General features: G+C 49.1%; 11 protein-coding genes and 1 pseudogene. 5 read left to right on the top strand and 7 right to left on the bottom strand.

Translation table 11 applies throughout. From position 1 onward, the window contains the following. Positions 1-194: 194 nt before the first annotated feature. A pseudogene (locus K0H60_RS08625) lies at positions 195-446 on the top strand (GNAT family N-acetyltransferase); the annotation flags it as partial. Positions 447-529: 83 nt separating this feature from the next. On the opposite strand, the gene K0H60_RS08620 reads toward K0H60_RS08625, so the two are convergent. The 4 genes from K0H60_RS08620 to dapA form a co-directional block, all read right to left on the bottom strand. After that, positions 530-3,625, bottom strand: a complete 3,096-nt coding sequence (locus K0H60_RS08620) for an efflux RND transporter permease subunit (protein WP_220057868.1) — start codon at positions 3,623-3,625, stop codon at positions 530-532. Further along, a complete protein-coding gene (locus K0H60_RS08615) occupies positions 3,622-4,704 on the bottom strand; it encodes an efflux RND transporter periplasmic adaptor subunit (protein WP_220057867.1) in 1,083 nt (360 codons plus the stop codon). Before K0H60_RS08615 ends, K0H60_RS08620 begins: the two co-directional genes overlap by 4 nt. A 370-nt stretch (positions 4,705-5,074) precedes the next feature. After that, positions 5,075-6,172 (bottom strand): NlpB/DapX family lipoprotein, encoded by a 1,098-nt coding sequence (bamC, locus tag K0H60_RS08610; RefSeq protein WP_220055255.1) that lies wholly within the window; start codon positions 6,170-6,172, stop codon positions 5,075-5,077. A gap of 3 nt (positions 6,173-6,175) precedes the next feature. Then, on the bottom strand, positions 6,176-7,060 hold the full coding sequence (gene dapA / locus K0H60_RS08605; RefSeq protein ID WP_011716687.1) for a 4-hydroxy-tetrahydrodipicolinate synthase: 885 nt from the start codon (positions 7,058-7,060) through the stop codon (positions 6,176-6,178). A gap of 172 nt (positions 7,061-7,232) precedes the next feature. Here dapA and K0H60_RS08600 point away from each other — a divergent pair, with 172 nt between their 5' ends. Both K0H60_RS08600 and bcp read left to right on the top strand, forming a co-directional pair. Further along, positions 7,233-7,784 (top strand): glycine cleavage system transcriptional repressor, encoded by a 552-nt coding sequence (locus K0H60_RS08600; RefSeq protein WP_011716686.1) that lies wholly within the window; start codon positions 7,233-7,235, stop codon positions 7,782-7,784. A 3-nt stretch (positions 7,785-7,787) separates the two neighbouring features. Further along, complete coding sequence (gene bcp / locus K0H60_RS08595) at positions 7,788-8,255, top strand: thioredoxin-dependent thiol peroxidase (protein WP_220057866.1); 468 nt, start codon at positions 7,788-7,790, stop codon at positions 8,253-8,255. Between the two features lie 180 nt (positions 8,256-8,435). On the opposite strand, the gene K0H60_RS08590 is transcribed toward bcp, so the two are convergent. Then, a complete protein-coding gene (locus K0H60_RS08590) occupies positions 8,436-9,050 on the bottom strand; it encodes a LysE/ArgO family amino acid transporter (RefSeq protein ID WP_088211405.1) in 615 nt (204 codons plus the stop codon). A gap of 112 nt (positions 9,051-9,162) precedes the next feature. On the opposite strand from K0H60_RS08590, the gene K0H60_RS08585 reads away from it, so the two are divergent. Further along, entirely contained in the window at positions 9,163-10,080 is a 918-nt protein-coding gene (locus K0H60_RS08585; RefSeq protein ID WP_220057865.1) for a LysR family transcriptional regulator ArgP, read from the top strand. A 113-nt stretch (positions 10,081-10,193) separates the two neighbouring features. Here the strand turns inward: K0H60_RS08585 and K0H60_RS08580 are convergent, their stop codons facing one another. Together K0H60_RS08580 and K0H60_RS08575 are read right to left on the bottom strand one after the other, a co-directional pair. Further along, complete coding sequence (locus K0H60_RS08580; protein WP_220057864.1) at positions 10,194-11,294, bottom strand: AI-2E family transporter; 1,101 nt, start codon at positions 11,292-11,294, stop codon at positions 10,194-10,196. Between the two features lie 208 nt (positions 11,295-11,502). Then, positions 11,503-11,736 carry a sulfurtransferase TusA family protein gene (locus tag K0H60_RS08575; protein WP_220057863.1) on the bottom strand — a complete coding sequence of 78 codons (234 nt, stop codon included), beginning with the start codon at positions 11,734-11,736 and terminating at the stop codon, positions 11,503-11,505. 111 nt (positions 11,737-11,847) lie between these two features. Between K0H60_RS08575 and bepA the strand changes: the two genes are divergently transcribed. Next, positions 11,848-13,317: a beta-barrel assembly-enhancing protease gene (bepA, locus tag K0H60_RS08570; RefSeq protein ID WP_011716680.1), complete on the top strand. Its 1,470-nt coding sequence runs from the start codon at positions 11,848-11,850 to the stop codon at positions 13,315-13,317. Positions 13,318-13,352: the final 35 nt, after the last annotated feature.

Genomic DNA, 13,352 nt, shown 5'->3' with positions numbered 1-13,352 from the left:
TTATTCTACATAAACGGACGATAACGCAGCAGAAACGTCTGCCAAACGCTGCCCGTAGGGTTCGTCTGGCAAGCCCTTGCTCTTTGTCACTCGTCATTTGAGTAGAATAACTACACTTCATTCCTCATTTCGCGAGCACGAGCTTGCCAGAACGAACAAAATTTAATCTCGAAACGTCAACACGCCCTAATATTTTTGATTATTTTCCCTCGCAGCAGCACATCTGCCGCATTACCGCCTTAGTGGTGGCTGAAGCGAGTCGAGGTTTAGGCGTAGGGACGCAACTGATTGACTTTGCCAAATGCAGAGCAAGTGAGCGGGGTTGTCGCCAGCTTAAGGTCACTACGTCTATGCGCCGCGAGCAGACCCAAGCCTACTACGAATCTATTGGCTTTGAGAAAACCTCCTTTCGCTATATTCAAGCTGTTGACGTTAACCCAAAGTGATTTCGCCAAAAGTGATTTCGCCCAAATAAAATAGGCGCTTAAGTCCACTTAAGCGCCTATTTTGGCTAAGCGTTCGCGTGGGATTAATCCTGCGCCAACTCCTTATCTAATTGCTGGGCAATGGCTTCTGGCGAGCCGCTGTTACGGGCAAAGAGACCGTAGGCGGTTGGGATCACAAAGATAGTGAACAAGGTCGCCAGCATAATGCCCGAAAGCACCACCACACCAATCACGAAACGGGTTTCCGCCCCAGCACCAGCGGCCAATACCAGAGGTACGGCGCCCGCGGCAGTGGTAATCCCCGTCATTAGGATGGGGCGTAAACGCTGGCAAGAGGCTTGAATAATGGCGCGGTCAAAATCGACACCCTTATCCCGCAACTGGTTGGCAAATTCGACGATCAGAATACCGTTTTTCGCCGCCAAACCCACCAGCATAATAATCCCAATTTGGCTGTAGATATTCAGACTCTGGCCCGTAAACCACAGTCCAATCAAGGCGCCAACCGTGGCAAGCGGTACCGTCAGCATGATCACCATAGGGTGAATATAGCTTTCGAACTGCGCCGCTAATACTAGGAACACAATCCCCAGCGCCAGCAGGAACACAAAGTACATTGAACTGCCAGATTCTTGATAATCAAGGGATTGTCCCTTGTAGCTGATCACCGCTTCCGCAGGCAGAGAAGCACGCGCCACTTGATTGAGGTAATCCAGTGCTTCACCTAGGCTATAACCATCCGCCAAGCTGGCTTCGATAGTGATCGCCCGCATACGGTTATAACGGTTAAGGGAACTGGCATCGGCAAACTCTTCTACCGTGACTAAGTTCGACAGTGGGATCAGCTCCTTCGTCCGTTCGGAGCGAACATAGATATTTTGCAGATCGGCCGCAGTATTTTGGTTACTGCGCTCCCCTTCCACAATCACATCATATTCTTCGCCATCACGCATAAAGGTAGTGACTAAACGCGAACCCAACATAGACTCCAAGGTGCGACCGATATTGGAAATCGATACCCCAAGGCTGGCTGCCCTGTCCCTGTCGATGACCACTCTAAGCTGCGGTTTGGTCTCTTTATAATCGTGGTCAAGGCCAAGCAGTTTAGGATTTTCTGCCGCCTTTTCCATCATAATGTCGCGCCAGCGGGCCAATTCTTCGTAGCTTGGGCCACCAATCACAAACTGCACCGGTTTACCCACACCACGGCCAAAGGCTTGGCGCATCACAGGGAAAGCTTGCACACCGGCTAAGTCTGCGAGGCGCTTGTTAATATCGCCTATCACTTCTTTCATCGGACGACGCTGCCCCCAATCTTCGAGCACGATAATCGCCATACCGTTCGAGAAGTCTGCGGCGCGGCCAAAGCCTCGGGGAGCACGTATCAGCAAGCGCTTAATATCGCCCGAGTCGACCAACGGCATTAAACGGTTTTCCACTTCGTTCATGTAGGATTCGATATATTCGTAACTCGCGCCCTGAGGACCGTTCACCATCAAAAATAACGAACCCCGGTCCTCCTGCGGCGCAAATTCCTGCGGCACTTTTTGGGCGAGCAGCACACTGCTCCCGAGCGCAATCAAGACCAATACCGACATCAGTACAGGTCTTGCCATCGCCTTCTCAAGCGAGCTCTGATAGCCGCGGGAAATCCCCGTCATAATGCTATCGACCTTACGCACTAACCACGAATCCTGCGATGCGGGTTTAAGCAGCTTAGAACACATCATCGGGCTTAAGGTTAAGGCCACGATACTGGAGAAGATCACCGCCGCGCTCATGGCTACCGCAAACTCCTTAAAGAGTTTACCTAAGTCCCCTTCGAGGAAAGTGATCGGCATAAATACCGCCACTAGCACTAAGGTGGTGGCGATAACCGCAAAGGCCACTTCACGGGCGCCCAAGAATGCCGCCTTTAAGGGTGAATCCCCTTCTTCGATACGGCGGTGAATGTTTTCCAGCATCACAATCGCATCGTCTACCACCATACCGATGGCGAGGATCATCGCCAGCAGCGTCAACAGGTTAATGGTATAACCCAAGGCATAGAGCACGATAAACGTCCCGAGCAAAGACACGGGCACGGTAATCGCGGGGATTAACATGGCGCGCACGCTGCCAAGGAACAGATAAATCACGATAATCACCAGCACCATGGCGGTGAACAGGGTTTGGTACACCTCTTTAATCGAGGCTTCGATAAACACTGAGCTGTCGTAGCTGCGTTTAATCGACATGCCAGCGGGTAAGGTTGGATTGATTTTATCGACTAAGGCGTTAACGGCGCGGGCCACTTCTAAGGTGTTGGCGGTCGACTGTTTCGACACCCCAAGACCAATCATGGCCTCCTTGTTGCCGCGGAACATAATACGCTCTTCTTCTGAGCCAATTTCCACCTTAGCCACATCGCCAAGTTTGACTAAGTAACCGTCTTCTCCTTGGGAAATCACCAAATTGGCAAAATCCTCGGCGGTGCGATAACTACGCTCTAACCGCACGGTAAAGTGGCGTTCTTTAGACTCGAGCGAACCTGCGGGCAACTCAACGTTTTCAGCCCTTAGCGCGGCTTCAACATCGGCCACAGTAAGGCTTCGGGATGCGAGTGCTTGTCTGTCGAGCCAGACGCGCATGGCGTAGACCTTGCCACCACCGATACGGATCATCGACACCCCGTCCACCACGGAAAGACGGTCGGATAAATAGCGACGGGTGTAATCGGTCAGCTCTAATGTGGTCATTTGATCCGACACTAAGTTGAGCCACATGATCACTTCATCGCCACCGTTGGCCTTTTGCACCTCTGGGGGATCGGCTTCTTCGGGTAAGTTATCTAACAGGCCTGAAATTCTATCGCGCACATCGTTGGCCGCATCTTCAATGTTACGGCTGATATCGAACTCTAAGGTCACCTGCGAGCGACCATCGCTGCTCGATGAACTCACATGGCGAATACCTTCGACGCCGCTGATCCTATCTTCAATCAGCTGGGTAATGCGGCTCTCGACCACAGCGGCACTGGCGCCGCGATAGTTGGTTTCAATTGAGACAATCGGCGGGTCGATGTTAGGGTATTCCCGCAGCGGTAACTTATCGAATGCCACTAAACCAAAGGCCACCAACAATAGGCTAATAACCGAGGCAAATACCGGTCGTTTAACGGAAAGATCTGTCAGGATCATACACTTGGCTCCGCATTGGCATCGGAAAGATAGCTAAACTTCTCAGCCAATTCGGTTTTAACCACATCGCCTGGGTGCACTTTAAGTAGCCCGCGGATCACCACGTTTTCACCAATCTCTAAACCACCGAGGATTTCAACCCAACCACGGGTACGAATACCAATGGTGACTTGCTTACGCTCAATCACATTGTCTTTATTGACGCTGTAAACAAAGTGCTCTTTTTGGATCGGGATAATCGCCGACTCAGGCAGCATCAAGGCTTCGCGGCTGCGCTTGATGAGTTTCACCTTCATCAGCATGCCAGGCAGTAAACGTAAATCAGGATTTGGGATTTCTGCGCGTACAATCACAGCGCGAGTGGTTGGGTTTACACGGCTATCGATAGAAATCACTTTGCCTTTAAAGATTTCATCGGGGAACGCCACGGCTTTGGCTTCAACTTGCTTGCCGGGCTGCAGGTCTTGAATAAAGCGCTCAGGCACAGAAAAGTCTAATTTAATCTTAGAAATATCATCGAGTGTGGTGATCTCAGTACCCGGAGTCACTAGGCTACCCACACTCACTTGGCGCAGGCCTAAACGGCCATTAAAGGGCGCCACTATGCTGCGATCATTGAGGGACGATTGTGCCTGCTCTAACTCGGCGCGGGTGGTATCGATTAAGGTTTGCAGGCGGTCACGTTCTAACTCTGCCACAGTGCGGCTGGTCACCAGAGAGCTGATCCGCGCTAATTCGCGCTGGTTGTCGCTCACCTTCACCTGCGCCACTTTCACTTTGGCTATCTGCTCAGCATTTTGCAGTTGCACCAATAAGTCGCCCTTTTTGACGATATCACCATCACCAAATTTGAGCGAAGTAACTACATCGGTGACTTTCGGCGTGATAGTGACAGACTCAAAGGCCTTGTTGGTGCCTATGGCTTCGACTTCGTCACGCACTGGGGCCATGGCGGCCGTCGCGATGACCACATTAGGGGTGAGCTTAATTTTAGCTTGCTGCGTCTCTTGGGGTTGCATACTTTGGTATCCAAACCAGCCCGCAGCCAAAATGGCGATGATAATTATGATTTTTTTCATCTGGCTTCCAAATGATGATGACTCGCATTAGTGACGGCTAGTTTACCCACTCGCATCATTGCATCAATACGTTTTACTTTTTCTTACAAATTACGCCAACTGCATAAAATATGTAATAAACGGCGATTCGAGTCAGAAAGGGGAAGATGGATTAAGAATACAGTAGGATAATTGGCATTTTCAGCGAATTGCTTCAACAAATATCAAAATTACAACCAGTTTATCTAAAACCATGCTTTAAATATTGATATACGCCAGAAATATTCTGAAACATCATTCTGTATAGTTAACGCGCAGGGCGAGCACAGCGGTGCTCAAATGGCAGGTACAAAAAAGGGCGATAAATCGCCCTTTTTTGACTGAGATAGAATTAACGCAGTTTGCGCTCTTCTTTCATCAGGCTAGACAATGACTGGTACACATTGGTCACGACGTCATTTGACAGTGGTTGGTCTTCACCGTCGCGCAGCAGGATTTTAGTTTCCTCTGGGCTATCACCGTCTTCCAGCAGTATGCGGTAACTGCCTTCCTTCAGGGCCAATTGCTTGTCGTTCCACAACGAACTCCAGAAACCAGAGTTGTCGGTAAACTTAATGAAGTATAAGCCCTTGGCGCTATCCATATCGGCAATTTCAAAGCCCATTTCTGGCAGCACGATACGCAGACGTTCCCACACTTGCTTGTATGGCGCTTTCGCGGACCAGTAAGCGGCACCTTCTTCAGGTGTCACTAGATCCACATTGATCCCTAAGGTCTGCTTCAGACGGTTCGCTTGAATCGCTTGCTCGCGCTTCACACTCATATAAGCGATAGAGCTGTTCAGCATGTCGATGGTGTAACGCTGTTTATCTTCGCTGCTTAACAGGACATCTTGCTCTTTACCGTCGTAAAACTCTTGGTGTTCAACCAAGTGAATAACGATATTGGCGGTACGGCCGTGTGGACGGGTTTCGACATCGAAGCGATAACGTTGACGCAGCAGATACTCTTTATCCGAACCCCAGAGGCTCGATTCAAGCACTTCCGTGTTTTCAATCCAATCGGTTTCGATAGTACCTTTATCGAAATCACGGTTGCGGATGCTAATGCCTTGCTTAGCAAAGAAACCATCTAAGTTAGTAAAGATCTCTTGCTTAAGATCGACGCTGTTATCAATAGATTCAACCACGATCTTGATGTTATCGCTGCCCTCTTCCACGTGCGTACCTTCTGCCATTGGCAGTACTTGCAGTGGAGGACGGATATCGAGGTTTTTACCAACCAGCGCGGAATTCGCCTTCGGCCCTAAGTTAGGCACTTCAAATTCTTTATTGTATGGCGGTGCTTTTAATCCCTCGGGGATCTTCAGCATTGGCGCTTGCTCGGCCTGCACATAGTCTTCACCGCCGTTTGCTTGGCGACGCTCTAATGGCGAGCTACAAGCTGCAACGGCAGCAACTAGGAACAGTGGGGTGACTTTCTTTAACATTAATTATTTAACCTCTATCTGGGCGCGAGTCATTGCATCTAACAACAGACCATGACATTGCTCAGAAAGTTCAGTCAAAGGTAAACGAATATGGCCACACTCAATCAGTCCCATACGGTGAGCAGCCCACTTCACAGGAATTGGGTTCGCTTCACAGAACAGTGTGCTATACAGACCACGCAGCGGCTCATCGATGCTCGCCGCTAATTCGGCATTGCCCGCCAGTGCTGCATCACACATGGCTTTAAATGCTTTTGGCACTATGTTGTTAGCAACTGAGATTACGCCATTACCGCCAAGGAGTAAAAACTCCCTCGCCGTTGCGTCATCGCCGCTGTACAACATAAAGTCATTACCGCAAAGCTCACGTAAACGCTGTACGCGTGATACATCGCCCGTGGCTTCTTTAACGCCAATAATATTGCTCACAGCGACCAATTCGGCCACGGTTTCGGGCTTCATGTCGACGGCGGTGCGTCCTGGTACGTTATAGAGAATTTGCGGAATATCCGTGCTCGCCGCCACAGCTTTATAGTGCGCGACTAAGCCCTTTGGCGTGGGTTTATTGTAGTAAGGTGTCACGCCTAACATGGCGGCAACCCCTACTTTAGATAAAGACTTGGTGAGTTCGATAGCTTCAGATGTCGCATTCGCGCCATTGCCACCAATCACAGGAATACGGCCTGCAGCAAACTTAACCGTTTGCGCGACCACAGTAACGTGCTCATTCATTGGCAGAGTCGCTGACTCGCCGGTAGTGCCCACGGCGACGATGGCGTCTGTGCCTTGGTCAATATGGAATTCGACTAACCTTTCAAGACTTGCAAAATCTACTGAGCCATCACTGTTCATTGGCGTGATTAAGGCTACGATGCTTCCGTTTATCATCTGACTTCCCCAAAATTTCAGGATTCGCTATGGTACTGATGCCAACCATTAATGACAAGCACTAACGGGGCTCTCAAATTGAATTAGTTATGGTAGCATTACATCCCGCACAAAAACTCGGCACTCAGTCTCGAGTTTTCGCTCTATGATATCGAAAAAGTGAGGACAATTCATGACCAATTTCCTGGTCGTAACCGCAATGGGCGTAGACCGTCCTGGACTCGTAAGTAAACTAGCTCGGCTTGCCAGCGACTGTGACTGCGATATCGTCGACAGCCGTATGGCATTATTTGGTAACGAATTTACCTTAATCATGATGTTGTCAGGTTCGTGGGCATCCATAACGAAAATTGAAAGCCTGCTCCCGAGTCTCAGTGTTGAATTAGAACTGATGACAGTGATGAAGCGCACCTCTAAACATACGCCGCAAAACTACCTTTCACGCCTCGAAGTGCGCTTTACCGGTAAGGATCAGCGCGGCACCATGAAGCTTATCACCCAGTTCCTCGCCGACCGTTCCTTAGACTTAGCCGCAGTACGCTCTTTCTCTGAAGAACTCGACAACGGTGAGCAAACCCAGACGATTTCGTTAACCATCAATATTCCTGAAAAAGTTGAACTAGAAAAGCTCGAAAAGAGTATCTATCAACTCTCTGAAGAAATGGCACTGGATTGCACCATTAGACGCATGGAAGGCACCACCTCAAGAAGCGATAGAGGATAATTGATGAACACATTAACCGCTGGCGCGAAAGCGCCGCTATTTACCCTTCAAGATCAACAAGGTAATGCTGTTTCCCTACAAGAATGCTTAACGCGCGGCCCGGTTTTAGTCTACTTTTACCCTAAGGCTTCAACCCCTGGTTGCACAGTGCAAGCCTGTGGTTTACGTGACAGCAAAGCTGAACTGGACAGCCACAAAGTGACCGTACTTGGCATTAGTCCTGATCCCGTGGCCAAATTAGCTAAGTTTGCAGAAAAACAGTCACTTAACTTTACCCTGCTCAGCGATGAAGACCACAGCGTGGCCGATGCCTTTGGCGTGTGGGGCGAGAAGAAGTTTATGGGCAAAATCTACGACGGTATCCATAGATTGAGCTTCCTCATCAATACCGACGGCACCATTGCCCACGTGTTCGATAAGTTTAAAACCAACGATCATCACCAAGTCGTGCTGGCGCAAATTGCTGGTTAATTGCGCATTTTAGTGCCGTATTAATGCCTCTCGGCTCAACACGGCGTACAAAAAATTAGCAGTTGAACGCAAAAAGGCCCTTTATCAGGGCCTTTTTTCATGAAAAATTTTCAGCTTGCGTCTAAAAATCAACCTGCTTTGTGGAATAAATTCAAGCGGATGCCGCTTAATCACCCAAGATTATGCCAGATAAGGCCACATAATTGCCGCGGCGATGCTCCACATGGTCAACCAAATAAAGCGATCTAAGTATCGCCACGCCGCTGGGCGGCTAAATATCGGCGCCAATAAACGCGCACCAAAACTTAAGCTGAAGAACCAGATAAACGAAGCCAGTACCGCGCCCGCACCAAACCAAGGACGATGGGCATCTTCGAACTGAGTACTAATGCTCCCCAGTAGCACGACGGTGTCCAAATAGAGGTGTGGATTGAGCAGGCTGATCCCAAGCGTGGTCAGCATGGCCTTACGCAAAGTGTCGGCATTTTGCGCATTGCCCATCTCCATCCCTTTAGCGACAAACGAGGCCTTAAGCGCATTGGCACCGTACCAAATCAAAAAGGCGGCCCCCCCAAAACTGGCCACATGTTTGATAGTCGGGAAAGCTTCGATAATGTGCCCAAGCCCCGCCACACCCGCAGTGATCATTAAGGCATCGATGATTGAACAAAGCAGCGCAATCGGCAAAGGATAAGCTCGCTTAATCCCCTGCTTTAGCACAAAGGCATTTTGCGCCCCTACGGCAATAATCAAACTACCACCTATGCCCATACCTTGTATAAACGCCGTTTGCATAACTACCTCTCATGTCTGAAGAAGGCGCTAGCATAGACAAAACAACAAAATTAATATAACTAATGTTTTTTATGTATCATAAGTAAAATTAATAATTTTAAGGACGGCAATCATGTTGGAATACGCCAATCTTAAAGCGCTTGCGGTCGTCGTCTCCGAAGGCGGCTTCGAGCGCGCCGCCAAAGTGTTGCATATCACTCAATCGGCGGTGTCACAGCGCGTTAGACAATTAGAAGAACGAGTCGGCCAATCCTTACTTATCCGCTCAACGCCCGTGGTGGCAACCCCCACGGGTAAACGTTTATTGCGCCACTATTCTCAGGTGCAATTACTCGAGAGTGAATTGAGAGCCGAGTTAGATGCCGATGACCCAAACCATCCCACGACGGTGCGAATTGCCGTCAATGCCGACAGTTTAGCGACATGGTTTTTGCCCGCCTTGGCCGATATGTTTAGCCGACATGCTTGGCTACTGGAATTGATTGTCGATGATGAGTCCTACACCCATCACCTATTGAAAAACGGTGATGCCGTCGGTTGCGTGACCACAACGACCAACCCTATGGCCGGTTGTAGCAGCGAGTTTTTAGGAACCATGGAATATATGTGCGTCGCGACCCCAGCATTTGCGGCGCGTTATTTCGAATGGGCAAAAAATAACGATGATGTCGGCGCTCAAATTACCCAAGCACAGCTCGCGAAAGCCCCGGCTGTGGTGTTTTCAACCAAAGATAAAATGCATGAAAAGTACCTCGCCCAGTATTTTCAAATGTTGCCAGGCCAATGGTGGCAACACAGCATTCCCTCATCGGAGAGTTTTTTAGAGGCGATTAACTTAAGTCTGGGTTATGGTTTAGTGGGACACTTACAGGCAAAACCTTTGATAGACAAAGGCATATTAATTGAGCTCACCCCAGAAAAACGCATTCGGGTCCCCCTCTATTGGCAACATTGGAATATAAAGGCCAAGCAAACGACCTTGGTCTATCGCGCCCTCGCCGCCACCGCGCAGCATCTATTACAGCAATGATGAGTTCAGCAAGAGTGAGTAAAACAATTGTTAGTACAAATAGTTAGCGAATAAAAAAACTGAGCACTCAGGCTCAGTTTGTTTTCTATGAGTTTTTACCTACTGCCAGCGGCTTAGGCTTCTGCCGAATCCGCCTTCACCTGCGTTATCGCCACGGGTTCAATCTCGGTTTTAGGCCAGGCATTGATCACCGCTTTCACCAAGGAGGCCAATGGAATGGCAAAGAACACGCCCCAAACGCCCCATAAACCACCAAACACCAACACGGCGGCGATAATGATGACAGGGTGTAAATCCACTGCATCGGAAAACAGGATAGGCACCAGCACGTTGCCATCTAACGCCTGAATAATGCCGTAACCTAACATCAAATAGCCAAACTCGGAGCTAAAGCCCCACTGGAAGAAGGCCACCAACATGATGGGCAAGGTCACTAAAGTTGCGCCCACATAGGGAATGAGCACCGACAAACCAGTCAACACCCCGAGTAAAGCCGAGTATCTCAGCCCCATAAAGGCAAAGAAGATGTAGCTCGCTACTCCGACAATCACAATCTCAATCACTTTGCCGCGGATATAGTTGAAGATCTGCTGGTGCATTTCAAACCATACCTTGCGGGCAAGCTGTCGATTAGTGGGGAAAAAACGTTTGCTACCACTGATCAGCAGGTCCTTATCCTTCAAAAAGAAGAACACTAATAAGGGCACTAAAATGGCGTACACCATCAGCACCAATAACGAGGCCGAATAACCAATCAACTGCTTGGCAATATCGAGCAGATGCTGGGTATCGAGCAGTTTTTTAAGCTCGGCGACCATTAAATTGAGCTGCTCTGAGCTGACAAACTGCGGATACTGGGTCGCCAATCCCTGCAAGGTTTGTAAGCCTTTGTCGATCATACTCGGCAAATCTGTCATCAGACTCACGCCTTGGCGCCACACGCTCGGGATAAGGCCAAAGGTCAACAGCACCACAATCCCTAAAAACAGCACTAGCACTAAAGAAGCGCCAGTCGTGCGATTAATCCCCAATTTCAGCATTTGCGCCACGGGCCATTCGAGCAAAAAGGCCAGCACTAACGCCACCAGTAACGGCGCTAATAAGCCACCCGCAAAATACAACACTAGGGCAAGGCCGACGAGAATGGCGAGCAACGTCACCGCCTGAGGATCGCTAAAGCGCTCTTGATACCAACGAGAGAAAAAACTAAACATGAATTCGTTCCAATGAGGTGATTGGCTTTCCGAAAACGCAGGAAAGATGCTTATGCTTTGGTGGTTAACCTTATCGCATCCGTTTTACTGTGTATATGCTTGAAAATCAGTTAACTGCTACCTATGACCGACACACAAAGGCGAAGTTGCAACCCGCGATGCTAACTGGCCATTTTTACTGCGGCATTGAATCATGCTTTGTGCAGACTTATCCCTGCGATAAATCAACTTTTGTGATTAATAACCCTAACTGACTGGCGTCATCTTGCAATATCACGATGGTATGCCCCTGTTTTTTAAAAAACGCGGGAACATCTCGGCGGGAACCTGGGTCTGAGAGTAGGATATGTAAGCTGTCGCCAGCAGACACGGACTTCAACGCAAGTTTGACCTTAACCAAGGGAACGGGGCAGCGAAATGATGTTAAATCAATAAAAATCATAATGAACTTGCTATGAATGAACTTGGGCTATTATCCTAAGTTGCAACTCAAACTACAAGCTAAGGGCTCCCTCGCCTTAGTTGAGACAATTAAAAGAGATAAAGGATCCACTTGCGTAATTTGACGTTTTTGACCCGATGTAAACCCCTTGCGGCGAGTGTGCTTTCATTAATGTTACTCGGTGGAGCCGCAAAGAGTTTTGCCAACAACGACTTGCCCGACTTGGGCACCGCCGCCGTCAATACCTTCAGCCTAGAAAAAGAAATGGTCTATGGCGATGCCTATATGCGCGTTATTCGCTCATCGGCGCCGATGCTGAACGATCCGGTATTGAGCCAATATTTGACTGAACTGGGCAATAAATTGGTCGCCCACGCCACGGGAGTCAAAACGCCCTTTTATTTCTTCTTACTGCAAAACGATGAGATCAACGCCTTCGCCTTCTTCGGCGGCCACGTTGCAGTACACACAGGGCTATTCCTTAACGCCGATAATGAAAGTGAGCTGGCCTCAGTGCTCGGCCACGAAATTACCCACGTGACCCAACGTCATTTGGCGCGCTCCCTCGAAGCGCAGCAAAAAAGTGGTCCTGCGACCGTTGCAGGCCTACTGGGGGCGATTTTATTAACCATCGCCGTACCTCAGGCGGGGATGGCCGCGCTGGCAACCACTCAAGCCATGGCGACCCAATCAAAAATCAACTATACCCGTCTGCATGAAAAAGAAGCCGATCGGATTGGCATGCAGATTCTGGTCGATGCGGGCTTTGACCCCAATGCGGCCGCCGATTTCTTCGGTAAGCTTGCCAGTCGCTACCGTTTTACTACCACGCCACCACAAATGTTGCTGACTCACCCATTACCCGAGTCACGCATCTCCGAGGCGCGGGATCGCGCCCACCAGTACCCACACCGTTATGTGCCGGATAATTTGAACTTCCAGCTCGCCAAAGCCCGTATTCAGGTGCGTTTTTCCAGTTACAGCGACGATGCGGTATTGAGCATGTTTGAAAAACAGCTTAATAAGCAAACCTACGGCTTTAAAGAGGCCGCCCTCTACGGCAAAGCCTTAGCGCTGTTTAGATTGAAGAAATTTGATGAGTCCGAAAAGATTATCGATGAGCTATTAAAAATCGATGATAACAACTTGTTTTATATCGATACCAAGACGGATTTACTCAATGAGCGTAAGGATTTTGCTCAGGCGACTAAGTTACTCGAAGCCCAGCGTAAGATGAAACCCACATCGCAGGTGATTAATGCGAACTTAGCCAATATCTATATTGAGGCCGGTGAGCCAGCGAAAGCCATCCCACTACTGGAAGACATGATTTTCCTCGATAAGCAAAATCAACTGCCCTATCAACTGCTTAATCTTGCCTATAAAAAATTGGGCAATCAGGGCATGGAGTATTTTTCCAATGCTGAGTTAATGGCGCTAGGCGCTAACTATAAGGGGGCAATTGATCAGCTCAACTTTGCCTACCGCGCCTCGGAAGGTAATCCCTTACAGCTGGCACGAATCGAAGCACGTATCCGCCAATTTAAACAAGCGGATAAAGAGATGGATGCCCTGAAGTAAAATAGCCACTTTATCTCTATCCCTTATAATCGCGC

Source organism: Shewanella mangrovisoli (genome assembly GCF_019457635.1).
Taxonomy (GTDB): Bacteria; Pseudomonadota; Gammaproteobacteria; order Enterobacterales; family Shewanellaceae; genus Shewanella; species Shewanella mangrovisoli.
This window is presented reverse-complemented; position numbering and strand designations above follow the sequence as displayed.